The 23268-nt window shown below is 71.6% G+C and carries 23 protein-coding genes; 9 read left to right on the top strand and 14 right to left on the bottom strand.

Features of this window, described 5'->3' with window-relative positions:
• Positions 1 to 3: 3 nt before the first annotated feature.
• Complete coding sequence (locus ACFY29_RS29030) at positions 4 to 1098, bottom strand: YafY family protein (RefSeq protein ID WP_328416860.1); 1095 nt, start codon at positions 1096 to 1098, stop codon at positions 4 to 6.
• Positions 1095 to 2093: a helix-turn-helix transcriptional regulator gene (locus ACFY29_RS29025; protein WP_386991268.1), complete on the bottom strand. Its 999-nt coding sequence runs from the start codon at positions 2091 to 2093 to the stop codon at positions 1095 to 1097. Before ACFY29_RS29025 ends, ACFY29_RS29030 begins: the two co-directional genes overlap by 4 nt.
• Positions 2094 to 2221: 128 nt before the next feature.
• Between ACFY29_RS29025 and ACFY29_RS29020 the strand changes: the two genes are divergently transcribed.
• Together ACFY29_RS29020 and ACFY29_RS29015 are read left to right on the top strand one after the other, a co-directional pair.
• Positions 2222 to 3241 (top strand): cation diffusion facilitator family transporter, encoded by a 1020-nt coding sequence (locus ACFY29_RS29020; RefSeq protein ID WP_328416864.1) that lies wholly within the window; start codon positions 2222 to 2224, stop codon positions 3239 to 3241.
• Between the two features lie 60 nt (positions 3242 to 3301).
• Positions 3302 to 4387, top strand: a complete 1086-nt coding sequence (locus ACFY29_RS29015; RefSeq protein WP_386991266.1) for a DUF3866 family protein — start codon at positions 3302 to 3304, stop codon at positions 4385 to 4387.
• Positions 4388 to 4425: 38 nt separating this feature from the next.
• Here the strand turns inward: ACFY29_RS29015 and ACFY29_RS29010 are convergent, their stop codons facing one another.
• The 5 genes from ACFY29_RS29010 to rfbA all read right to left on the bottom strand — a co-directional run bounded on the left by ACFY29_RS29010 (position 4426) and on the right by rfbA (position 9004).
• Positions 4426 to 5571 carry a cupin domain-containing protein gene (locus ACFY29_RS29010; RefSeq protein ID WP_386991264.1) on the bottom strand — a complete coding sequence of 382 codons (1146 nt, stop codon included), beginning with the start codon at positions 5569 to 5571 and terminating at the stop codon, positions 4426 to 4428.
• A gap of 236 nt (positions 5572 to 5807) precedes the next feature.
• Positions 5808 to 6002, bottom strand: a complete 195-nt coding sequence (locus ACFY29_RS29005; protein ID WP_355604758.1) for a hypothetical protein — start codon at positions 6000 to 6002, stop codon at positions 5808 to 5810.
• Positions 6003 to 6069: 67 nt separating this feature from the next.
• A complete protein-coding gene (gene pafA / locus ACFY29_RS29000) occupies positions 6070 to 7428 on the bottom strand; it encodes a Pup--protein ligase (RefSeq protein ID WP_328416871.1) in 1359 nt (452 codons plus the stop codon).
• Positions 7429 to 7496: 68 nt separating this feature from the next.
• Positions 7497 to 8120, bottom strand: a complete 624-nt coding sequence (locus ACFY29_RS28995; RefSeq protein WP_328416873.1) for a dTDP-4-dehydrorhamnose 3,5-epimerase family protein — start codon at positions 8118 to 8120, stop codon at positions 7497 to 7499.
• The gene (gene rfbA / locus ACFY29_RS28990) at positions 8117 to 9004 is read right to left on the bottom strand and encodes a glucose-1-phosphate thymidylyltransferase RfbA (protein ID WP_386991262.1); all 888 of its coding nucleotides are present in this window, start codon (positions 9002 to 9004) and stop codon (positions 8117 to 8119) included. Before rfbA ends, ACFY29_RS28995 begins: the two co-directional genes overlap by 4 nt.
• Before the next feature lie 87 nt (positions 9005 to 9091).
• Between rfbA and rfbB the strand changes: the two genes are divergently transcribed.
• From rfbB to ACFY29_RS28960, 6 genes are read left to right on the top strand one after another with little or no spacing between them, the layout of a single operon-like run.
• On the top strand, positions 9092 to 10093 hold the full coding sequence (gene rfbB / locus ACFY29_RS28985; RefSeq protein WP_386991260.1) for a dTDP-glucose 4,6-dehydratase: 1002 nt from the start codon (positions 9092 to 9094) through the stop codon (positions 10091 to 10093).
• Positions 10090 to 10977, top strand: a complete 888-nt coding sequence (gene rfbD, locus ACFY29_RS28980) for a dTDP-4-dehydrorhamnose reductase (RefSeq protein ID WP_328416879.1) — start codon at positions 10090 to 10092, stop codon at positions 10975 to 10977. Before rfbB ends, rfbD begins: the two co-directional genes overlap by 4 nt.
• Positions 10974 to 11345, top strand: a complete 372-nt coding sequence (locus tag ACFY29_RS28975; protein ID WP_328416881.1) for a DUF2304 domain-containing protein — start codon at positions 10974 to 10976, stop codon at positions 11343 to 11345. The genes rfbD and ACFY29_RS28975 overlap by 4 nt, the downstream gene beginning before the upstream one ends.
• The gene (locus ACFY29_RS28970; RefSeq protein ID WP_328416883.1) at positions 11338 to 12039 is read left to right on the top strand and encodes a glycosyltransferase family 2 protein; all 702 of its coding nucleotides are present in this window, start codon (positions 11338 to 11340) and stop codon (positions 12037 to 12039) included. Before ACFY29_RS28975 ends, ACFY29_RS28970 begins: the two co-directional genes overlap by 8 nt.
• Positions 12036 to 13346 carry a lipopolysaccharide biosynthesis protein gene (locus ACFY29_RS28965; protein WP_386991257.1) on the top strand — a complete coding sequence of 437 codons (1311 nt, stop codon included), beginning with the start codon at positions 12036 to 12038 and terminating at the stop codon, positions 13344 to 13346. The genes ACFY29_RS28970 and ACFY29_RS28965 overlap by 4 nt, the downstream gene beginning before the upstream one ends.
• On the top strand, positions 13343 to 14371 hold the full coding sequence (locus tag ACFY29_RS28960) for a glycosyltransferase family 2 protein (protein ID WP_386991256.1): 1029 nt from the start codon (positions 13343 to 13345) through the stop codon (positions 14369 to 14371). The genes ACFY29_RS28965 and ACFY29_RS28960 overlap by 4 nt, the downstream gene beginning before the upstream one ends.
• A 93-nt stretch (positions 14372 to 14464) precedes the next feature.
• Here the strand turns inward: ACFY29_RS28960 and prcA are convergent, their stop codons facing one another.
• The 7 genes from prcA to arc all read right to left on the bottom strand — a co-directional run bounded on the left by prcA (position 14465) and on the right by arc (position 22674).
• Positions 14465 to 15286, bottom strand: a complete 822-nt coding sequence (prcA, locus tag ACFY29_RS28955) for a proteasome subunit alpha (RefSeq protein ID WP_355615193.1) — start codon at positions 15284 to 15286, stop codon at positions 14465 to 14467.
• A 61-nt stretch (positions 15287 to 15347) separates the two neighbouring features.
• Positions 15348 to 16187, bottom strand: a complete 840-nt coding sequence (prcB, locus tag ACFY29_RS28950; protein ID WP_328416889.1) for a proteasome subunit beta — start codon at positions 16185 to 16187, stop codon at positions 15348 to 15350.
• A complete protein-coding gene (locus ACFY29_RS28945; protein ID WP_386991253.1) occupies positions 16106 to 16723 on the bottom strand; it encodes an endonuclease VII domain-containing protein in 618 nt (205 codons plus the stop codon). The genes prcB and ACFY29_RS28945 overlap by 82 nt, the downstream gene beginning before the upstream one ends.
• Before the next feature lie 56 nt (positions 16724 to 16779).
• Positions 16780 to 16995 (bottom strand): ubiquitin-like protein Pup, encoded by a 216-nt coding sequence (locus tag ACFY29_RS28940; protein ID WP_030332902.1) that lies wholly within the window; start codon positions 16993 to 16995, stop codon positions 16780 to 16782.
• A 104-nt stretch (positions 16996 to 17099) separates the two neighbouring features.
• Positions 17100 to 18617: a depupylase/deamidase Dop gene (gene dop / locus ACFY29_RS28935; RefSeq protein WP_386991251.1), complete on the bottom strand. Its 1518-nt coding sequence runs from the start codon at positions 18615 to 18617 to the stop codon at positions 17100 to 17102.
• A 110-nt stretch (positions 18618 to 18727) separates the two neighbouring features.
• Positions 18728 to 20743 carry a hypothetical protein gene (locus tag ACFY29_RS28930; protein ID WP_386991249.1) on the bottom strand — a complete coding sequence of 672 codons (2016 nt, stop codon included), beginning with the start codon at positions 20741 to 20743 and terminating at the stop codon, positions 18728 to 18730.
• Positions 20744 to 20892: 149 nt separating this feature from the next.
• Positions 20893 to 22674 carry a proteasome ATPase gene (gene arc / locus ACFY29_RS28925; RefSeq protein WP_121653287.1) on the bottom strand — a complete coding sequence of 594 codons (1782 nt, stop codon included), beginning with the start codon at positions 22672 to 22674 and terminating at the stop codon, positions 20893 to 20895.
• Between the two features lie 178 nt (positions 22675 to 22852).
• Here arc and ACFY29_RS28920 point away from each other — a divergent pair, with 178 nt between their 5' ends.
• Positions 22853 to 23143: a ferredoxin gene (locus ACFY29_RS28920; RefSeq protein WP_386991246.1), complete on the top strand. Its 291-nt coding sequence runs from the start codon at positions 22853 to 22855 to the stop codon at positions 23141 to 23143.
• Positions 23144 to 23268: the final 125 nt, after the last annotated feature.

Below are 23268 nucleotides of genomic sequence, written 5' to 3'. Positions count from 1 at the left end.
AGCCTACTGGGTGCGGCCGGCCACCGCCGGGTCGCCCGAGGGCGCGCCCGCCCGGTCGGACGGGCCAGGTGTCGCGGATTCGGGCGTCGCCTGGTCGGCCTCGGGCCGCCGGGGTGCGGCGGTAGGCGCCGGCACGGCGTATGCGTCGAGCGCGGCGGCCGCCGTCGCCCGGACCTGCTCAGCCAGCTCGACCGGGGCGACCACGGTGACGTCCGGGCCGAGGCCGAGCACGAACCGGCGGGCCCACCCCAGGTCGGTCACCCGCAGCGAGACCAGCCACTGGTCGCCGTCGCCGGCCTCCACCCGCTCGCACGGGTAGTACTCGGTGATCCACCGCTCGCTGCGGGCGATCCGCAGGGTGATCAGCGGCAGGTCGGGCGAGGGACGGAAGACACCCTCGGTGAGGTCGTGCGGGACTGCCTGCGGTGGCGCGGCGGCCGGCTCGTCCAGCTCGGTGATCGCGTCGATCCGGTCGGCCCGGAACAGTCGGACCGCCTCGGCGCGCCGGCACCACGCCTCCACGTACGCCCGGCCGCCGACCATCAGCATCCGCAGCGGGTCGATGACACGGTCGGTGGTCTCGTCCCGGGCCGCCGTGTAGTAGGTGATCCGGAGTGCCCGGCCGCCCTCCACGGCGGCGCGCAGCGCCTCCACCCGCCGGGTGTCCCCCGGCAGCCGGACCGCCACCGGCGCGCCCACCAGGTCCCCGGCGTCCTCGATCTTCGCGAGGGCCCGCTCGACGGCCTCCCGGTTGGCCACCCCGGGTGTCTCGGCGAGCATCCGCAGCGCCACCACGAGGGCCAACGCCTCGTCGGGGGTGAGCCGCAGCGGCCGGTCGATGCCGGCGTCGTAGGTGATGGTCACCCGATCGCCGTCGAAGGCCATGTCGATCAGGTCACCGGGGCCGTAACCCGGCAGCCCGCACACCCAGAGCAGCTCCAGGTCCTCGCGCAACTGTCGCTCGGTGACGCCCAGATCGCCGGCGGCCTCGGCGACCTCGATCCCCGGTCGCGCCAGCAGGTAGGGCACCAGGTTCAGAAGCCGGGCCAGACGGTCTGCAGAGGCCCGGGAGCCGCCGCGGGCGGCCGGCCGGGTCACCGGGCACCCCCGGCGACAGCCAGGTCGTCGTGCCGGGCGGCGATCTCCTTGAGACGCTGGATGACCGCCTCGCGGACCTCCGGCGGGTCGAGCACCCGCACGTCCGGGCCGTACCCGACGAGGTGGCCGGCGATCCCGTCCGGGTCGGCGTACGGCAGGACCAGCCGGTCACCGTCCGTCCCGGCGGTCACCTCCACCGCCCAGCGGCGCAACCCGGCGGCCCGGCCGGGTGCGGCCAGCACGGTGGCCCGGCCGGTGCGCTCCACCGGGCCGGACCAGCGGGCCACGTGGCTGATCAGGTCGACGCCGGCCGGCGGCTGATATCCGCCGGCCGCGCCGGTCACCCGGACCGAGCCGACCACCCGGGACAGCCGGAAGCAGCGGGTCGCCGCACGGTCGAGGTCGTGGCCGACCACATACCACCGGCCGCGCCAGCAGACCACGCCCCACGGCTGCAGCCGGCGGCGGCTGGGCGCGTCCCGGTCGGGCACCCGGTAGTCGAAGCCGACCTCGCGGCGATCCCGGGCGGCGGCGGTCAGCGGCGCGAACGCCGGGTCGACGGTGACCATCGGCTCCAGGCCCAGGGTGGCCTGCGGGTCCACGTCCACCCCGGCGGCGCGCAGCTTGGCCAGCCCGGATGACGCGGCGGCGGCGAGCCCGGCGTGCTGCCACAGCCGGGCGGCGATGCCGACCGCGGCGGCCTCGTCCGGTTCGAGGGGGATGTCGGGCAGCGCGTACTCGCGATGGGCGATCCGGTAGCCGGGCTCGGCGTCGAAGACGCTCGCCGTTCCGGTCTCCAGCGGCACGCCCAGCTCACGCAGCTCGGCCTTGTCCCGTTCGAACTTGCGCTGGAACGCCTCGTGGTCGCGCGCGTCGTCGGGATCGTGCTCGTAGCCGGGCACGGTCGCGGCGATCTGCGCGGCGGTCAGGAACCGTCGCGTGGACAGCAGGCAGATCACCAGGTTGACCAGGCGTTCGGTGCGGGTCCGCGACACGGGTAGACGCTAGCAGCCGACGCGCCCGGGACGTGCATCCGCGCGGGCGTGCCGCACATCTGTTCGGATCGGGGATGTCCGGGCCGGCAGCCCGGCGGGGTGTCGTCGCCGGTCATAGGGTGACTCTCATGGCGGAAGTGGGCGTCAAGGCGGAAGCGGGCGTCAAGACCGAGAGCGTCGGCACCGTGGTCGTCGCCGGCGCCGCCAACCTCGCCATCGCGGTGGCCAAGCTGATCGCCGGGCTGATCTCCGGCTCGGCCGCGATGCTCTCCGAGGCGGCACACTCGATCGCCGACACCACCACCGAGGTGCTGCTCTACCAGGCGCTGCGCCGGGGCGCCCGGCCCGCGGACACCCGGCACCCCTTCGGGTACGGCAAGGAAAGCTACGTCTGGGCGTTCTTCGCGGCCATGTTCACCTTCGTCGCGGGCGCCGGTTTCGCCGTGACCCACGGCGTCACCACCATCCTGGTGCACCAGCACAGCGGCGACTATCTGGTCTCGTACATCGTGCTGGGGGTGTCGTTCGTCATCGAGTCCATCTCGCTGGCCCGGGCCGTGCGGCAGGTCCGCCGCGAGTCCCGGCGCTGGAAGACCACTCCCCGGCGGTTCCTGCGGCTGACCGCCGACACCACCGTCAAGGCGGTCTTCCTGGAGGACAGCGCGGCGCTGATCGGTCTGCTGCTGGCTGGGCTCGGGGTCGGCCTGTCCGAGGCCACCGGCGACGAGGTGTGGGACGGCGTCGCGTCGATTCTGATCGGGCTGCTGCTGCTGACGGTCGCCGGGATCCTGGCCAGCAACAACCTGTCCCTGCTGGTCGGCCGGGCGGTCCCGGAGCGGCTGCGCCGCGTGATCGAGCAGGAGATGGCCGGGCTGCCCGAGGTGGAGCGGATCGACACCCTGCTGACCATGCAGCTCGGCCCGGACGACATCCTGGTCGCCGCGAAGGTCGACTTCCGTGACGAGGCCACCGGCGCGGCCATCGAGGCCACCGCCGACGAGGCCGAGCGGCGGCTCACCGGGCGGTTCCCGGAGATCCGCTACGTCTTCCTCGACCCGACCCGTTCGCTGCCCGGCGCCGGCGGCCAGGCCCGAAACACCCAGGCCGGCCCGAGCCCGGACGCCGGCGGCGCACCCGACCCGACCTGAACCACGTCGCCGGACCACCCGGGCGCGGGACGCCGGGCCCGCGCGGCTAGCGTGCCCGTCATGGTGCGATGGCGGGCGGGGACGGTGGCGGCGCTGCGGCGGCAGTGGACCGGAGCGATGGAGCTCGACGTCGACCTGCCCGACGGCACCCGCATGCGGGCGCTGGCCTACCCGGAGCTGGTCGGCACGCCCGAGCCCGGCGACCGGGTGCTGCTCAACGTCGGTGCGCTGCTGATGGGGCTGGGCACCGGCGGGTACGCCCTGGTGGTGGCGCTGCCGGACCGGCTGCCGCCCGACCCGCCGGCCTCCGGCGACACTCGCGACACCGGGCACCTCGTCAAGGCCCGCTACACCCCGCTGCAACCGATCCTGCTCGGCGTCGACGAGGAGGCGTCCCCGCACCGGGACCTCCTGGCCGACGCCGACGACCTGGGCGGGCTGCCGGTGGTCACCGCCGACCTGCACTCGGCTCTGCCGGCGATCCTGGCCGGCATCCGCGCCGACGCCCCGGACGCCCGGGTGGCGTACCTGCTGACCGACGGTGGGGCGCTGCCGGCCTGGTTCTCCCGCACCCTGGCCGGGCTGCGCGCCGACCTTGCCGGAACGATCACCGTCGGGCAGGCGTTCGGCGGCGATCTGGAGGCCACCACCCTGCACGGCGGCCTGCTCGCCGCCCGGTACGTGCTGCGCGCCGACGTGGCGGTGGTCGCGCAGGGGCCCGGCAACCTCGGCACGGGCACCCGTTGGGGCTTCTCCGGGGTCGCCGTCGGCGAGGCGGTCAACGCGATCGCCACGCTGGGCGGCAGGCCGGTCGGGTCACTGCGGATCTCCGCCGCCGACCCCCGTCCGCGGCACCGGGGCGTGTCCCACCACAGCCTCACCGCGTACGGCCGGGTGGCGCTCGCCCCGGCGGAGCTGGTGGTGCCCGACGACCTGGACCCGGCGCTGGCCGCCGAGGTGCACGCGGCGCTGGTCCCGCTGGCGGCCCGACACCGGATCGTCCGGGTGCCCGTCACCGGCCTCGACGCGGCGCTGCGGGCCAGCACCGTGCCGCTGTCCACCATGGGCCGTGGCCTCGACGCCGACCACGCCTACTTCCTCGCCGCCGCGGCGGCCGGCCGCCACGCCGCCACCCTGCTGCCCTGACCCGGCCCGGTTCTGGGCCGGAGCGGGTCGGCCGTCGGTCAGCGCACCAGGGGGCGTTTGTCGCGGGGCAGGGCTTCGATCATCTCCCGGGGCAGGTTGACGGTGTCGGAGATGACCTGGGGTGGAGTGTTCGCCATCCACTGGGTCAGGGAGATGTCCTCGAACCGGGGCTTGCGGAACATCTCCAGGAAGACCAGCGGCTCGGTGCCGAGGTTCTCGATGTAGTGGCCGTACGCGAACGGCACGTACCCGACGTCGCCGGAGCACATGTCGAAGGTGCCGGCCACGCCGGTGCTGGAGAACACGCCCATCCGGCCGTGGCCGGAGATGTAGTACTGCCACTCGTCGTCGGTGGGATGCCAGTGCAGCTCGCGCATCCCACCCGGGTCGACCTCCACCAGCGCGGCGCAGATGGTGGTGGCCGCGGCGAACTGGTTCACGTCGGCGATGCGCACCTGACCGCCCGGGAACCGTTGCGGCTGCTGCGCGAGCAGCCGGTGGCTCAGCGTCCGGGGCACGTCCCCGGTCGGGCTCACCACCCGGTCGCGTTCCAGCGGCGGCGGCCCCTCCCCGGCGAAGATGTACTTCTCCCGCTCCGGCAGCGAGTCGAGCTGCTCGGGCTGCCAGCCGAAGTTCTTGGCCAGCACGTCCTTCGGGGTGTGCGCGAAGAAGTCGCTGATCAGGAACGTGCCGTTCTCGGTGAACGCCCCGTCGTCGAAGACCAGCAGGAACTCCACCCCCTCGTCGAGGGCCTGGATGTGGTGCGGCACGCCCTTGGGAAAGAACCACAGGTCGCCGGCGCGCAGGTCGCCGAGGAAGTTGCGGCCCTCCTGGTCGACCGCGCTGATCCGGCAGCTGCCGCGTGACACGTACGCCCACTCGGACTGCTGATGCCAGTGCAGTTCCCGGTACGCGCCCGGCTCCAGCGCCATGTCCACGCCGCAGAGCTCGGTGGCGATCGGCAGCTCCCGTACCGTGACCTCCCGGGTCCAGCCGCCGCGCTGGATCCGGGTGTGCGCGTCGGAGAAGGAGAACCGCAGGTTGGGCAGTGTGCCCGCGTCCGTGCTCGGTGGGGTCAGCAGATCCGGGTTCTGCCGGTCCCGGACCACGTCACGCGGCCCGGGATCCTGCCAGCCGGCCTGCCCCCGCTGCGGCTGTGGCGCCGCGCTGTCCCCGCCCGTCATCGCTCGCTCCCTCCGTCGGACCCGCCGTTGCCACCGGGCGGCTCCGCGGCTGCGGGCGTCCGGCGACCGGCGACGGTTACCCGACCCGGGGGCCCGGTCGGGCCAGCGGTGGCCCCCCGGGGCCAGCCACCGGCACCGATGCGGAAGCGCCGTCGTCGCGGCAAGCCCGGCCACGGCGGGGACGCCGGTGCGGTACGGAGTGTCGGCCGGCGGGACCGGCGAGGAAGCCCGTGGGATCAGGCGAGGAAGATCAGGGCGAGCCAGCCGCCCACGATGAGCACCAGCGCCAGGGCCAGCACCCACGTAGGCACGGTGTAATCGCCGCGCCGGTTACGGTCGATCTCGGCGCGGATCTTGTCCCGGCGGCGTTCGACCCAGTTCTGCCGCTCGGTGCCGCGCTCGGGGCGGTCGGAAGGTCCAGAAGTCGTCATGGCGCGCCCAGCGTACCGAAAGCGCCGGCCCCGCCAGCGGACACCACCGCCGGGGCCGGCGCACCGGTCACATGCTGGCGATCAACCGCTCCACCCGCTCGTCGTACGCCCGGAACGGGTCCTTGCAGAGCACCGTGCGCTGCGCCTGGTCGTTGAGCTTCAGGTGCACCCAGTCGACGGTGAAGTCCCGCCGCTTCTCCTGGGCGTGCCGGATGAACTCGCCGCGCAGCCGGGCCCGGGTGGTCTGCGGCGGGGTCTCCTTGGCCTCGAAGATCTCCGGGTCGGTCGCCACCCGGTCCACCTCGCCACGGCGCTCCAGCAGCCCGTAGAGGCCGCGACCGCGACGCAGGTCGTGGTAGGCCAGGTCCATCTGCGCCACCCGCGGGTGCGACAGCGGCAGGTCGTGCTTGCGCTGGTAGCGCTCGATCAGCCGCAACTTGGTGACCCAGTCGATCTCCCGGGAGACCGGCTCCAGATCCCCGCTCTCCACCGCGTTCAGCACCCGGCCCCACAGCTCGACGACTCGCTTGGCGGCCTGGTCGCCGCCACGGCGCTCCACGAACTCGGTGGCCTTGGCGAGGTATTCCTGCTGGATGTCCAGCGCGCTGACCTCCTTGCCGGAGGCCAACCGGACCTTGCGCCGGCCGGTGATGTCGTGCGACACCTCCCGGATCGCCCGGATCGGGTTCTCCAGCGACAGGTCGCGCATCACCACCCCGGCCTCGATCATCCGCAGCACGATGTCGGCCGTGCCGACCTTGAGCAGCGTGGTGACCTCGTTCATGTTGGAGTCGCCGACGATCACGTGCAGCCGCCGGTAGCGCTCGGCGTCGGCGTGCGGCTCGTCGCGGGTGTTGATGATCGGGCGGCTGCGGGTGGTCGCCGAGGAGACGCCCTCCCAGATGTGCTCGGCCCGCTGCGACAGGCAGTAGACCGCGCCGCGTGGGGTCTGCAGGACCTTGCCGGCCCCGCAGATCAACTGCCGGGTGACCAGGAACGGGATGAGCACGTCGGCGAGCCGCCCGAACTCGCCGTGCCGGGAGACCAGATAGTTTTCGTGGCAGCCGTACGAGTTGCCGGCCGAGTCGGTGTTGTTCTTGAACAGGTAGATCTCACCCGCGATGCCCTCGTCGTGCAGTCGCTTCTCCGCGTCGACGAGCAGACCCTCCAGGATCCGCTCGCCGGCCCGGTCGTGGGCGACCAGATCGGTCACCGAGTCACACTCCGGAGTGGCGTACTCCGGGTGCGACCCGACGTCCAGGTAGAGCCGGGCCCCATTGCGCAGGAACACATTGCTCGACCGACCCCAGGACACCACGCGACGGAAGAGATACCGCGCGACCTCGTCCGGGGACAGCCGCCGCTGCCCGCGATAGGTGCAGGTGACGCCGTACTCGGTCTCGAGGCCGAAGATTCGCCGCTCCATGAGGTGACATTAGCCGCCCGGAGGGCCGGTTCGTCACTGTCACAGCACAGGTCGTGCCCCGGGCACGGTCACATACCGGCTGAGTGCGACATTCCGTCCGGTCCGATGCTCGCCACGAACCGCCGGCAGCTGTCGTACTCCGGCAACAGCCCGCGCTCGCGGGCCTGCGCCAGCGTCGGCGCCGCGTCGTCGCGGGCGGACAGTTGCGGGACGTCGGCCGGCCACTCGATGGCCAACTCCTCGTCCAGCGGGTGCACCGCGTGCTCGCCGGTCGGGTTGTACGTGGTCGAGCAGAGGTAGCTCAGCGTGGCGTCGTCGGTCAGCGCGCAGAAGCCGTGCCCCAGCCCCTCGCTGAGGTAGACCGCCCGGCGGTCGGTGTCGTCCAGCCGGACGCCCTCCCAGCGGCCGAAGGTCGGCGAGCCCACCCGCAGGTCCACCACCATGTCGAGCACCGCGCCCCGCACGCAGGTGACGTACTTGGCCTGCCCGGGCGGGACGTCGGCGAAGTGGATGCCGCGCACCACACCGCGCGCGGAGACCGACAGGTTGGCCTGGGCCAGCCGCAGCGGATGCCCCACCACCTCGGCGAGCCGGTCGAAGCGGTACCACTCCATGAACATGCCGCGCGGGTCACCGTGCTGCTGCGGGGTGATCTCCCAGGCGCCCTCGATGCTCAGCTCCCGGATCTTCACCAGACGCCCCCGTCGCCGCTCTTCTCGGCAAGCAGGCCGAGCAGGTAGTCGCCGTAGCCGCTCTTGGTCAGTGGCTCGGCCAGCGCGCGCAGCTGAGCGTCGTCGATCAGGCCGGCCCGCCAGGCCACCTCCTCGACGCAGCCGATCTTCAGACCCTGCCGCTCCTCGACCACCCGGACGAACTCGGCGGCCTGCATCATCGAGGTGAACGTGCCGGTGTCCAGCCAGGCGGTGCCCCGATCCAGCACGGTCACCGACAGCTCCCCGGTCTCCCGGTACACCTCGTTGACCGCCGTGATCTCCAGCTCGCCGCGGGCGCTCGGGGTGAGCTTGCGGGAGATGTCGACCACCCGGTTGTCGTAGAAGTACAGGCCGGGCACCGCGTAACGGGACTTCGGCCGGGCCGGCTTCTCCTCGATCGAGAGCACCCGACCGTCGGCGTCGAAGTCGACCACGCCGTACTCCTGCGGGTTGGCCACCTGGTAGGCGAAGACGCGACCGCCGATCGGGTCACCGTGGCCGGCGAGCTGCCGACCCAGGCCGACGCCGTGGAAGATGTTGTCGCCGAGGATCAGCGCCACCGACTCGTCGCCGATGAAGTCCGCCCCGAGGATGAACGCCTGCGCGATGCCCTCCGGGCGCTCCTGGCTGACGTACTCCAGCCGCAGCCCGAACTGGCTGCCGTCGCCGAGCAGCCGACGGAACTGGCCCTGATCCTCCGGGGTGGTGATCACCAGGATCTCCCGGACCCCGGACATCACCAGGGTGGAGAGGGGGTAGTAGACCATCGGCTTGTCGAAGACCGGCATCAGCTGCTTCGACACCGCCCGGGTGATCGGCCAGAGTCGCGATCCGGTGCCACCGGCAAGTAGGATTCCACGCACCGGCGAAGCCTACCGGCACGAATACGGAACGTGCGCGGGGGTCGCATGCCCCGCGCGACGCGCGACTTGGCGTACACTTCCGGACCCGTGAGGATCCTCGTCACCGGCGGAGCCGGATTCATCGGGTCGGAGTACGTTCGCCTGCTGCTGGGCAAGCCCCTCGGCAGTGCCGACGGCGTGCCGCCGCTCGAGCCGGCGGCAGTGACCGTGCTCGACAAACTGACCTACTCGGGTAACCGGGCCAACCTGGCACCGGTACAAAACGATCCACGGTTGCGGTTCGTGCAGGGCGACATCTGCGACCCGGTCCTGGTCGACCAGGTCGTCGCCGACCACGACGTGATCGTGCACTTCGCCGCCGAATCACACGTCGACCGGTCCATCGCCGGCGCCGCGCCGTTCGTCACCACCAACGTGCTGGGCACCCAGACACTGCTCGACGCCGCGCTGCGCCACCGCACCGGCCGGTTCGTGCACGTCTCCACCGACGAGGTCTACGGCTCGATCGACGAAGGCTCCTGGACCGAGACCTGGCCGCTGGCCCCCAACTCGCCGTACTCGGCGTCCAAGGCCGGCTCCGACCTGCTCGCCCTGGCCTACCACCGCACCCACGGCATGGACGTGGTCGTCACCCGCTGCTCCAACAACTACGGCCCGTACCAGTTCCCCGAAAAGGTCATCCCGCTGTTCGTCACCAACCTGCTCGACGGCGGCACCGTCCCCCTCTACGGCGACGGCGCCAACATCCGCGACTGGCTGCACGTGCACGACCACTGCCGAGGCATCGCCCTGGTCCAGCAGAAAGGCCGCGCCGGCGAGGTCTACAACATCGGCGGCGGCACCGAGCTGACCAACAAGGAACTCACCGGCCTCCTCCTGCAAGCCTGCGACGCCGACTGGGACCGCGTCATCCCCGTCGCCGACCGCAAGGGCCACGACCGCCGCTACTCCCTGGACATCACCAAAATCCACGACGAACTCGGCTACAGCCCCAGCATCGACCTCGACCACGGCCTCGCCGACACCGTCCGCTGGTACCAGGAAAACCGCGCCTGGTGGGAACCCCTCAAGACCACCCCCACCGCATGACCCGACTACTCCTCACCGGCGCCGGCGGAATGCTCGGCCGGGACCTGGTCGCCGTGCTGGCGACCCGGCCCGATCTCAAGGTGACCGCCGCCACCCGGGCCGACCTGGACGTCACCGATCCCACCGCGGTCAGCGCCGCGGTGGCCGGGCACGACGTCGTGATCAACGCGGCGGCGTGGACCAACGTCGACGGCGCGGAGGCCGACGAGGCAGCGGCCACCGCCGTCAACGGCCAGGGCGTGGCGAACCTCGCGGCGGCGTGCGCGACCGACGGAGCCCGCCTGATCCAGGTCTCCACCGACTACGTCCTCGCCGGCGACGCGCACACCCCCTACCCGGAGGACGCGCCCACCGCGCCGGTCAACGCGTACGGCCGCGGCAAGCTGGTCGGCGAGCAGGCCGTCGCCCGGCTGCTGCCCGACACCGGATACGTGGTCCGCACCGCCTGGCTGTACGGCGCGCACGGGCCGAACTTCGTGGCCACCATGCTCCGGCTCGCCACGCAGCGGGAGCACCTCGACGTGGTCGACGACCAGCACGGCCAGCCCACCTGGTCGTACGCCCTCGCCGAGCGGCTGGTGGCGCTCGGCGACGCGGCACTGGCCGGGCGCGCCGCCCCCGGCGTGTACCACGGCACCTGCGCCGGCCAGACGACCTGGTACGGATTGGCCCGGGCGGCGTTCGCGCTGGCCGGGCTGGATCCGGACCGGATCCGACCCACCACCAGCGACCGGTATCCGCGTCCCGCCCCCCGCCCGGCGTACAGTGTGCTAGGGCACAGCCGCTGGGCGGCCGCGGGTCTCCCGCCGCTTCCGGATTGGCACACCAGCCTGGTTGACGCGTTCGACTCCCCCGCTCCACCCGCCCCGTGGAAGGTCGCATGAAGCTCACCCTCGTCACCGGCCTGACCGGCCTACTGCTGCTCGGCACCATCGTCGAGTTGCTGCGCCGTCGTCAGCTGCGCGAGAAGTACGGCATGCTCTGGCTCGCCGTGCTGATCATCGTGATCCCGCTGTCCCTGTTCCCCCGGCTGCTCGACAACGTCGCCGAACTCCTCGGTGTCGCCTCCGGTGTCAGCCTGGTGCTTTTCCTCGGCATCGTCTTCCTGCTGCTGGTGTGCGTGCACCTGAGCTGGGAGGTCAGCGCCCTGGAAGAGGAAACCCGCACCCTGGCCGAAGACTTCGCCCTGCTCCGCGCACAGATCGACGCGGACCGGGCGGCCCGAGACGAACTGGTGTCCAGCGATGGTTAACGGCAAGCGCACCTTGATCATCATCCCGGCACTCAACGAATCGGGCTCCATCGCCGACGTGGTCGGCGAGGTTCGCGGCGAGCTGCCCGGTGTCGACGTGCTCGTCGTCGACGACGGCTCCACCGACCGCACCGCGGCCGTCGCCGCCGCCGCCGGCGCCCGGGTCGCCACGCTGCCGTACAACCTCGGCGTCGGCGGTGCCATGCGCCTCGGCTACCGCTACGCACGGGACAACGACTACGACGTCGCCATCCAGATCGACGCCGACGGCCAGCACGACCCCCGGTACGTGCCGAAGCTCGTTGACCTGCTCGAGGACAGCGACCTCGTCATCGGCGCCCGGTTCGCCGGCGAGGGCGACTACAACGTCCGCGGCCCCCGCCGCTGGGCGATGGTGATGCTCTCCGCCGTGCTGTCCCGGGTCGCCCACACCAAGCTCACCGACACCACCTCGGGCTTCCGGGCCGCCAACCGGCGGGTCATCGAGATGTTCGCCAGCTGGTACCCGGCCGAATACCTCGGCGACACGGTGGAGACCCTGGTGCACACCGCCCGGCGCGGCTTCCGCATCCGGCAGGTGCCGGTCGCCATGCGCAAGCGGATGGCCGGCACACCCAGCCACTCCCCCGCCAAGGCAATGATCTATCTCGGTCGCGCCTTCGCCGTGCTCACGCTGGCGCTCATCCGCCGGTGATCCGTCGCCTGCTGCGCCTGATCCCGCCCGGCACCATCGCTGTTGGTGCCGGGCTGGGTCTCCTCGGCCTCGCCTCCTACGTCCACCTCGCGGTCGCCGGCCACAGCCTCACCGAGGCCGACTATTCCTCCCTGTCGGTGCTCTGGTCGATCGTCTTCACCCTCGGCATCGGCGTGTTCATGCCCGTCGAGCAGGAGGTCGCCCGGGTCGTCGCCGCCCGCCACAGCCAGGGGCTACCGCCGGGCCCGGTGCTGGCCCGCGGCGTCGCGGTGGCCGCCGTGGTGCTCGCCGTGCTGGTGCTGGCCGTCACCGCCGGCCGTCAGCCGCTCGCCGACCGGCTCTTCGCCGGCGACGGCACCATGGTCACCGTGCTGGTCGGCGCGCTCGTCGCGATGGCCATCGCCTACTCCACCCGCGGCGTCCTCTCCGGCCTGCAACTCTTCCCCTGGTACGGCACCCAACTCGGCATCGACGGCGGGCTGCGCATCATCCTGGTCGCCCTGCTCGGGCTCGCCGGGGTGACCTCCCCGGTCTGGTACGGCCTGGTACTGGTCGCCGCCCCGCTGGTCAGCGTCCTGCTCACCCTGCCGCCGGTGCTCCGCACCATCGGCGGCGGCGTACCGGTGGCCTGGGCCACCCTGCTGCGTGGCCTCGGCCTGCTCACCGTCTCCAGCCTGCTCTCCCAGGTCGTGGTGAACATCGGCGTGATCAACCTGCAGTTGCTCGCCCCTTCCAACACCGCTGCCGCCGGCGCCCTGCTCTCCGCCCTCGTGCTGGTCCGTATCCCGCTGTTCGTCTTCGGGTCGATGCAGGCGTCACTGCTGCCCGGCCTGGCCACCACCGCCACCACCGGCGACCGGGCCGGCTTCCACAGCCTGCTGCGCCGCGCGCTCGGCATCGTCACCGCGCTCGGCCTCACCGGAACGATCGGCGCCGTGCTGGTCGGCCCCTGGCTGGTACGCACTCTCTTCGACGCGCCCGACGTCCTCGGCCACGGCGACTTCGCCTGGCTTGGCGTCGCCACCCTCGCCTACCTGTGGGCCATGGTGCTCGGCCAGGCACTGCTCGCCCTCGACCGGCACCGGGCCCAGGCGCTCGCCTGGACCGCCGGCGTCGCCGCTCTGGTGGCCGTGACACTCGTCCCGGCCCCGGTGACCCTGCGGGTCGAATTGGCCTACGCCATCGGCTCCGTCGTCGTGGCCGCCACCATGGCGTTGCTGCTGCGAGACGGCACCCACCGCGCCCCCACCCCCACCCGGCCGCTCGACGACGCCGTGGCCCCTGCCGTATCCGGAGGCATCCGATGACCCGCCCACAGGTGACCGCGGTGATGCTCGCCTACGGCGCCGAGCCGTACCTGGTCGACGCCGCTCGGGCAGTCCTGGCCAGCACCGAAATCGAGATCGAGCTGATCGTCGTCGACAACGGCTGCACCGGCGATGGCATCGACATCGTCAAGGGTTTCCCCCAGGTCCGCGTGGTCCGGCCCGAACAGAACACCGGCTACTCCGGCGGCTGCCGGGTCGGTGCCGCCGAGGCCACCGGCGACTGGCTCGCCTTCGTCAACTCCGACGCCATCGTCGCCCCGGACGCCCTCGCCAAGACCGTCGCCGTGGCCGCCGACCCCGGCGTCGGCGCCGCGATGGCCTCGATCCGGCTCGCCGACACCCCCGAGCTGATCAACACCTCCGGTAACCCGCTGCACTTCACCGGGCTGTCCTGGGCCGGTGGCAACGGCGAACCCGCAACCGCCCACGCCAGCCGTACCACCGTCCCCTCGCTCAGCGGCTGCTGCTTCGTGATCAGCCGACAGCGTTGGCAGGACCTCGACGGCTTCGCCGCCGAGTACTTCGCCTACCACGAGGACACCGAGCTCAGCCTGCGGCTCTGGCAGCGCGGCCTGCGCCTGGAGTACGTTCCGGACGCCGTCGTCCGGCACCACTACGAGTTCTCCCGCAACGACCTGAAGCTCTACCTGGTGGAGCGCAACCGGCTGGTCACCCTGCTCACCGCGTACCAGACCCGGACGCTGGTGGTGCTCGCCCCGATGCTGCTGCTCACCGAGGCCGCCATGCTCGCCGCCGCGCTCGCTGGCGGCTGGACCAAGCAGAAGACCCGCGGCTGGGGCTGGCTGTGGCGCAACCGGTCCTGGGTCGGCGCCCGCCGCCGTCAGCTCCAGAGCGAGCGCACCGTGCCCGACGGGGTGATCGCCGAGCTGATGACCGCCCGGGTGGCACCGTCGAACGTCGACTCACCCCCCGGGATGGGCGTTTTCAACGCGGTCGCCGCCGGCTACTGGGCCCTGGCCCGGCCGCTGCTCCAGCGCCGCTGACACCCCGCCGGCAGACACGAGCGCCGCAGACACACTCCCGCAGACACGAGCGCCGGGGACCGCAAAGGCGGTCCCCGGCGCTTTGTCACACGATCAGCGATCGGCCTGACCCGGCCGATCCTCCAGGTCGGCGGAGCCCGCGGAGCTGGTCGGCTTACCGGACTCCCCGGTCGGCACGCTCGGCGTGTCCGGCAGGTCGCCGGTCGACGGCGCCGTCTCCCCGTCCAGGAGCGCGGTCAGCGCGGCCCCGGTGATCCGTCGGAACGTCCGCCCGACCCGCTGGCGGTCCAGCACGGCCACCTCGAGCTGGTTCGCGGCGATCGTCCGGGCGGCACCGCCCTCCCCGCCGACGCTGCTCAGCGCCTGCACCGCGACCTTCACCGCCTCCCCGAGCGACATGTCCGCCCGGTGGTTCGACTTCAGCACCCCGGTGATCGCCTCGGCCTGGCCGCCCATCGCCATCCGCCCCGGCTCATCGTTGACCGAGCCGTCGTAGGTGAGCCGGTACAGCTCGTCGTCGGCGGCGGTGGCCCCGACCTCCGCCACGCAGATCTCCACCTCGAACGGCTTCGACTGCTCGGTGAAGATCGCGCCCAGGGTCTGCGCGAACGCGTTGGCCAACGCCCGGCCGGTGACGTCCCGACGGTCGTAGCTGAGCCCGTTCAGGTCGGCCATCCGCACGCCGGCCCGCCGAAGGTTCTCGAACTCGTTGTACCGGCCCACGGCGGCGAAGCCGATCCGGTCGTAGATCTCGCTGACCTTGTGCAGGGCACTGGAGAGGTTCTCCGCGACGAAGAGCACCCCGCCGGAGTAGCTCAGGACCACCGCGCTGCGCCCCCGGGCGATGCCCTTGCGGGCCAGCTCGGAGCGGTCGCGCATGATCTGTTCGGGCGAGGCGTAGAACTGCATGGCCACGGCGGCGGTTCTCCTTACGGCGCGGTGCTGACGACTGCTGACTGGTGGGGGTGGACGGGGCTCAACCGCCCGGGTTCTCCATCCGGCCGGCGACCACGCCTTCGGCGATCGTCGCCGTCTCGGCGTCGGTGAGCCGGTGGGTGCCCTCGGCGGTCGCGGTCATCACCACCGGGTAGATCCGCCGGGTCAGGTCCGGCCCGCCGGTCGCGGTGTCGTCGTCGGCGGCGTCGTAGAGCGCCTCGACCGCGAGCCGGGTCGCTTCCGCGGCGGTGATGCCGGCCCGGAAGCGCTTCTTCAGCGCGGACTTGGCGAAGAGCGAGCCGGAGCCGATGGCGTCGTAGCCGGTCTCCTCGTACGGGCCGCCGGTCACGTCGAAGCTGAAGATCCGGCCGGCCTTCGCCGGGTCCGCGGCGGCCAGGTCGAAGCCGGCGAAGAGCGGCACCACCGCCAGCCCCTGCATGGCCGCGCCCAGGTTGCCCCGGATCATCGAGGCCAGCCGGTTGGCCTTGCCGTCCAGCGAGAGCATCGCGCCCTCGATCTTCTCGTAGTGCTCCAGCTCCACCTGGAACAGTCGCATCAGCTCGATCCCGATGCCCGCGGTGCCCGCGATGCCAACCAGCGAGTAAGCGTCGGCCGGATGCACCTTCTCGATGTCGCGCTGGGCGATCAGGTTGCCCATGGTGGCCCGTCGGTCGCCGGCCATCACCACGCCGTCGGCGGCCGCGATGGCGACGATGGTCGTCGCGTGCGGCGCCAGGTCGGCGGCCATGCCCGGCGGCAGCGGCCGCCGACCGGGCAGCATCTCGGGGGCCACCCGGCTCAAGAACGTGGTGAAGGAGGACGTCCCCGCGTTGGTGAACACATCTGGTAGACGCCCGGATGGATCAAAGCCCGCTGCCACGTGGTTCCTCTCAGGTACGTGATCGCCCTGGCCAGCCTCATGGGACTGTCACGGAACTGGCCAAGACCACCGTTGCAGTTGAAGCAGACTATCCCGCGCACCCATCCGGTGCGATGGCCGTGGTCCAGATGTTGCGGGTCCGCGCCGCCACAGATCGCGCAGAGCCCGCCCTGCTCGGCCAGGAGCTCCTGAAACTCCTTCTCCCCGATGCCGTAGCGCCGCCGCAGGTGGTACTCGCGCGTGCCGCCATGCAGACGGAGCTTGCTCTCCTTGCCTCTCGCGTTGTGGCACGGCTTGCAGTAGCTGTGCCGGCCACTGGCACTGGTAGTGCGGGGAAAGTCGTCCAGAGCCTTGATCTGCTCGCAGTCCGGGCACCACTTCAGCCCCTCGCCGATCGGCACGGCGGCCTTGCGCTGCGCAGCGACACCCTGTTTGCGGCGGCTTGCCGCAGAGCGCGCCGCCGCGCAGGTCTTACAGTAAAACGCGAGCCCGTCGGCCCGACGCCGGTTGCGATGGAAACCCGCTGCGGGTAGCAACCGACCACATTGGGGGCAGACTTTGTCCGACACGTTGGGCGAGTCGGACATATGCCTCACTGACCCCCTTTCTGCACATACCCTCTCACGAATTCTTCTGCGTTTTCCTCCAGGACGGAGTCGATCTCGTCGAGCAGGTCGTCGACGTCCTCGGTGATCTCGGCGTGCCGCTCGGCCACCTCGGGGTTGGCCTCGGTGGTGACGTCCTCGATCTCCTCGCCCTGGCGGGACTTGCCGGACTGCGACTGGCCGCCGCTGTCATGAGTGGCCATTGCTGCCTCCTCCACGATCGTCTGCGATGAACTTACCTCGCGCAGGCGACGAAAAGCCCGCCGCGCGCCGGCTTGCGGCACCCGACGGGCATCCGGACCCGCGCTCAGCCCCCGGTCAACGTCTCCAGCAGGTCCTTGGCGCTGGCACAGCGGTCGAACAGCGCTCCGACGTGCGCGCGGGTGCCCCGCTCGGGCTCCATCATCGGCACCCGGACCAGCGACTCCCGGCCCACGTCGAAGATCACCGAATCCCAGCTGGCGGCGACCACCTCGGAGGCGTACTGGGCCAGGCAGCGGCCACGGAAGTACGCCCGGGTGTCCTCCGGCGGCTCGGTCATCGCGCTGCGCGTCTCGTCGTCGGTGAGCAGTGTCTTCATCGCTCCCCGGGTGACCAGCCGGTTGTAGAGGCCCTTCTCCGGCCGGACGTCGGAGTACTGCAGGTCGACCAGCTGAAGCTTGTGCGAGCCCCAGCCGAGCTTCTCCCGCTCCCGGTAGCCCTCGAGCAGCCGCAGCTTGGCCACCCAGTCCAGCTCGTCGGCGCAGAGCATCGGATCACGGCCGAGCCGGTCCAGCACGCTCTCCCAGCGGTCCAGCACGTCGATGGTCTGCTCGTCGGCGTCGGTGCCGTACCGGTCGTCGACAAAGGACCGGACCCGCTCCAGGTACGCCCACTGCAAATCCAGTGCGGTGAGCCGGCGGCCGTCGCGCAGCCGCATCCGGTGCGACAGGGTGGGGTCGTGGCTGACCGCGCGCAGCTCGCTGACCGGGTCGGCGATGCCGAGATCGCCGCCGAGCGCCTTCTCTTCGATCATGGTGAGGATCAGCGCGGTGGTGCCGACCTTGAGGTAGGTGGAGATCTCCGAGAGGTTGGCGTCGCCGATGATGACGTGCAGCCGGCGGTACTTGTCGGCGTCGGCGTGCGGCTCGTCGCGGGTGTTGATGATCGGTCGCTTGAGGGTGGTCTCCAGACCGACCTCGACCTCGAAGAAGTCGGCGCGCTGGGAGATCTGGAAGCCGCTCTGCCCGCCGTCCTGCCCGATGCCGACGCGGCCGGCGCCGCAGACGATCTGCCGGGTCACGAAGAACGGCGTCAGGTACGCCACGATGTCGGCGAACGGGGTCTGCCGGCGCATCAGGTAGTTCTCGTGGGCGCCGTAGCTGGCGCCCTTGTTGTCGGTGTTGTTCTTGTAGAGGTGGATCGGCTGGCTGCCGGGGATGGTGGCGGCCCGGCGGGACGCCTCGGCCATCACCCGCTCGCCGGCCTTGTCCCAGCGCACCACGTCCCGGGGGGTGGTGACCTCGGGTGTGGAGTATTCGGGGTGGGCGTGGTCGACGTAGAGCCGCGCCCCGTTGGTGAGTATCACGTTGGCCAGGCCGAGGTCCTCGTCGGCCAACGCCTCGGCCGGGTCGTACGCGGCCCCGGAGTAGGTGAAGCCGCGGGCGTCGCGCAGCGGCGACTCTTCCTCGTAGTCCCAGCGGGCCCGTCCGCCCCGGTTGAGTTCGGGGCGGGCCCCGTAGGCATTGACCACCTGCGACGAGGTGACCATCGGGTTGGCTCCGGCCTGGCCGGGCACGGAGATGCCGTACTCGACCTCGGTGCCCATGATCCGACGTACCGTCATGCGACCACTCGCTTCGCTCGCCCACGGAGCCGGCGTGCCCGCCGCTCACACCATCGAGACTAGTCTGCGTGGTGGCCGACCGCGCGGCCCTGCCGCACGGCGCGGCGCGGCTACCGCGGCCTGGCTGGCTTGAGCGGCACCAGCGTCAGACCCTCCCGAAGGGAGGGGTCGACCTTGAGTGCCCCATCGATGGCCAGCTGGGCGGCCGGGTCGGCCACGATGAGCCGCAGCGGGCGGGGAACGCGACGCAGGATCTCCGCGGTCCGGGCGGGCTCTTCGTAGATCGTGAAGTAGATTCCGGGCTCGGTCTGACCGCTGGTGCCCTGCATCGCGGACAGGAAGATCGACTCCCGGTATCCATGCGGGCCCTGCTTGTCCACCACCAGGGTGACGGTGCCGGGGATCGCCGGGTAGGCCCGGTAGGCGGCGGCGGTGACCGACGCGGGGCGGGTGATGGCCCGCACGTCGCGTCCGGCCCAGTCCTTCGCCCAGGTGCCGTTGCTGCCGGTGCGGTGGAAGAAGCCACCGGTCCAGCCGATCAGGCCGGTGCCGACGAGCAGCGCGATCGTCACCAGAGCGGCGGTGGCGACGGAGGGCAGTGCGCCGGTGATCGGGCGGCGTCGCGGCTCGGAATCGGTGCTCTCCGCGGGTACGGGCAGCAGTCGGGCGAGCACGGCGGTGCCGATGATGAGCACGACGATGACCAGGTGCGCGGTCTTGCCGAAGTAGTACGCGGGTTGGGTGCCGTTGGCGAGGTTCACGGCGGCCATGGCGGCGGAGAAGAGCAGGCCGACGGCCAGCACGACGAGGTAGCGCCGCCAGGTGGATTCGCTGCGGTTGGTCTGGACGAAGATGCCGGCGACGACGAGCGCGCCGAGGCCGAGCATGGCGTTGTAGGTCTCGACCGGCGGTGTGCCGCCGGGGGCGGCGAGCGCCTCGCTCTGGCCGGCGACGAGCACGCCGAGCAGCGCGGTCAGCGGGGCCAGGGCGGCGGTGAACGCCGCGATGATGGCGACGGTGCCGGGGCGGGTGCGCAGCCGGCGCCGGTCGGCGACCAGCCAGCAGAGCACCATGGCACCGATCGGGAACAGGAAGAGGTAGTAGCTGAAGCCGATGCCGATCAGCAGCGCCCCGACCAGGATGAGTTGCTCGCGGAGCCGGTGGAGGGGGCGGACGACGAGGGCGATCAGGATCGCCGAGAGGCTGAGCCCGAACGTCTCGCTGGGGTAGCCGGCGACCAGCAGCCGGGGCAGTTCGGTGCCGAGGATCAGCGCGGTGACGGCGATGATGAGGACCAGTCGGCGCAGCGGGTGCAGGGGGCCGGCGACGTGCTGAGCGGCCCAGATCAGCGCGATGAGCAGCATCCCGAAGGTGGCGAGACACCAGAGCACGTAGTGGTCCATCAGCGCCGGCCCGGTGGGTGCGTCGCCGGCGCTGCGCAGGAAGCCGTCGAGCAGCGCGGTGGTGAAGTGCCAGCCCTGCGGGTAGTGGACCAGGCCGGAGAAGATCTGCTCGCGGGCGCTGTCGGGGTCGAGGAAGAGGTAGCCGCCGAGGCGGCCGATCACGTCGAACAGAGCCGGGTGGCGTCCGTTGTCCTCGCCGACCATGGCGAGGTTGAGCCGCTGGCCGAAGCTGGTGGCGCGCAGGTAGGGAGTGGCGAGGTAGCCGGCGGCGAGGGCGGCGGCGGCCAGCGAGGCCAGGTCGGACCAGCCCGGGCGGGGCAGCCGGGGCGCCCGCCGGGACAGCGCGGCGGCCAGGGTCAGGACGGTGAGCGCCAACCCGGAGACCGGCACCGGGTGCAGGCCCCAGGGCCAGACGCTGAAGAGCAGGCCGGCGGCGCAGGTGAGGCCGGCCAGCAGGGCGAGGGCGAGCACCACCCGGTCGAGCAGGGTACGCCCGGAGCGCAGCAGGCTGGCCGTGCCGAACAGGACCAGCGGGGGCAACAGCCAGGCGGCGTGTACGGCGTTCGCGGCGAGCGGCACCAGCCAGCAGGCGACGAGCACGGCCAGCAGCGGGCCGATTCCGGGGCGCCGGGCGGCCGGCGGCGTGGGGGGGTTTACTAGCGGATCCGGCTTGTCCGTGCCACCCGGCACTGCTGGCATTTCCTTGGTGGCGTCGGCACGCACGGGAGTCCTCGTTCGATCGGTCGGAGAAGTCGCCGCAGTCTAGCTGGAACGGGTGGATCCGTTGGCCCGCCGGTACCGCGTCGCGTCGGGGTGGGCGTCGGACGCACGCAGCGGCGGCACCGGACAGGTCCGGTGCCGCCGCGGGGTGATCAGAGGTACTGGCCGGTGTTGCTGGCGGTCTCGATGGACCGGCCGGCCTCGGCGCCCTTGCCCCCGGAGACGAGCGTGCGGATGTAGACGATCCGCTCGCCCTTCTTGCCGGAGATGCGCGCCCAGTCGTCGGGGTTGGTGGTGTTGGGCAGGTCCTCGTTCTCCCGGAACTCGTCGACGCAGGCGTCGAGCAGGTGCTGCAGTCGCAGCCCCTTGCGGCCGGAGGTGAGGAACTCCTTGATGGCCATCTTCTTGCTCCGGTCGACGATGTTCTGGATCATCGCGCCGGAGTTGAAGTCCTTGAAGTAGAGGACTTCCTTGTCACCGTTGGCGTAGGTGACCTCGAGGAAGCGGTTCTCCTCGGTCTCCGAGTACATCCGCAGCACCACGGCGTCGATCATCGCCGCGACGGTGGCCTGGGGGTCGGCGCCGTGTTCGGCCAGGTCGTCAGGGTGTAGCGGCAGCCCGGAGAGGATGTACTTGGAGAAGATGTCCTTGGCCGCTTCGGCGTCCGGCCGCTCGATCTTGATCTTCACGTCGAGCCGACCGGGGCGCAGGATCGCCGGGTCGATCATGTCTTCCCGGTTGGAGGCGCCGATGACGATGACGTTCTCCAGCCCCTCCACGCCGTCGATCTCGCTGAGCAGCTGCGGGACGATCGTGTTCTCCACGTCGGAGGAGACACCGGAGCCGCGGGTCCGGAAGATCGAGTCCATCTCGTCGAAGAACACGATCACCGGGGTGCCCTCGCCGGCCTTCTCCCGGGCTCGCTGGAAGATCAGCCGGATGTGCCGCTCGGTCTCGCCGACGTACTTGTTGAGCAGCTCCGGGCCCTTGATGTTGAGGAAGAAGCTGGTGTGCTTCTCCTTGCCCTGCCGCTCGGCGATCTTCTTGGCCAGCGAGTTGGCCACCGCCTTGGCGATCAGCGTCTTGCCGCAACCCGGCGGCCCGTAGAGCAGGATGCCCTTGGGCGGACGGAGCTGGTGCTCACGGAACAGGTCCGCGTGCAGGAACGGCAACTCCACCGCGTCGCGGATCTGCTCGATCTGCGACTGGAGGCCACCGATGTCGGTGTAGCCGACGTCGGGCACCTCCTCCAGGACCAGCTCCTCGACCTCGCTCTTCGGGATCCGCTCGTACGCGTACGCCGAGCGGGGCTCGATCATGAGCGAGTCGCCGGCCCGGATCGCCGAGCCGATAAGCGTCTCGGCGAGGTGCACGATGCGCTCCTCGTCGGAGTGGGAGACCACGAGCGCCCGGTCACCCGGCCCGCCGCCTGGCCCTTCCAGGATCTCCTTGAGCATCACGACCTCACCGACCCGCTCATAGCCGAACGCGTCGACGATGTTGAGCGCGTCGTTGAGCAGGACCTCCTGGCCGCGGCGCAGCTCGGCCACGTCCAGCGAGGGCGAGACGGCGACCCGCAGCTTGCGACCGCCGGTGAAGACATCCACCGTGCCGTCGTCGTGCTTGGCCAGGAAGACGCCGTAACCACTCGGCGGTTGTGCGAGGCGGTCGATCTCCTCCTTGAGCGTCACGATCTGCGTGCGAGCCTCCTTGAGGGTGCTCACCAGCCGGTCGTTGTTCTCGGTCAGCCGCGCCAACTGTGCCTGGGTGGCCGCCAGCCGCTCTTCGAGCTGGCGGACGTGTCGGGGGCTTTCGGTCAACTTGCGCCGCACCAGGGCGAGTTCCTCCTGAAGGAACGCGACCTGCGTGGAGAGATCGTGGGCTTCCTTCTCCCACCGTGCGGCGCGCGAGTCCGCGTCGTCGCTGCGTGCCACGTCCCACCTCCCCGGGGGGCTTGAACGTTCTGCCCTAACACTAGCCGCTATGAGGCCGATTCGGTCCCACGCAACACCCTCGTCACCGAACCTTGATCGCCAAGGGTGGCCTGGCGGGCCGGTACCGGCGTTCGGGTACCGTCGGAGCGTAGGACGCGAGAACATGGGGGGTGCACCGGTGGCCGAGGTCGCGACCGACCAGTTGCAGGTCTGGGTGGACCAGGATCTCTGCACGGGCGATGGGCTCTGCGTGCAGTACGCGCCGGAGGTGTTCGAGTTCGACATCGACGGCCTGGCGTACGTCAAGGGTGCCGACGGTGAGCTGCGGATGGCGCCGGGCAGCCGGGTCGACGTGCCCGAGCACCTGCGACTCGAAGTGATCGACTCCGCGAAGGAGTGTCCGGGCGACTGCATCCACGTGGTGCGCGGCGACGGCGTCGAGGTCGCCGGCCCGGACTCCGAGGACTGAGCCACGCCGTCGGGGGGGGGGGGGGCCCCCCCCCCCCCCCCCCCCCCCCCCCCCCCCCCCCCCCGCCCCGGGCCCCCCCCCCGGCCCCCCCCGCGCCCCCCCCCCCCCCCCCCCGCCCCCCCCCC

It is taken from the genome of Micromonospora sp. NPDC000668, from assembly GCF_042897975.1.
GTDB lineage: Bacteria > Actinomycetota > Actinomycetes > Mycobacteriales > Micromonosporaceae > Micromonospora.
The sequence above is the reverse complement of the archived record's forward strand: the minus strand, read 5'-3'. Positions and strand labels throughout refer to the sequence as shown.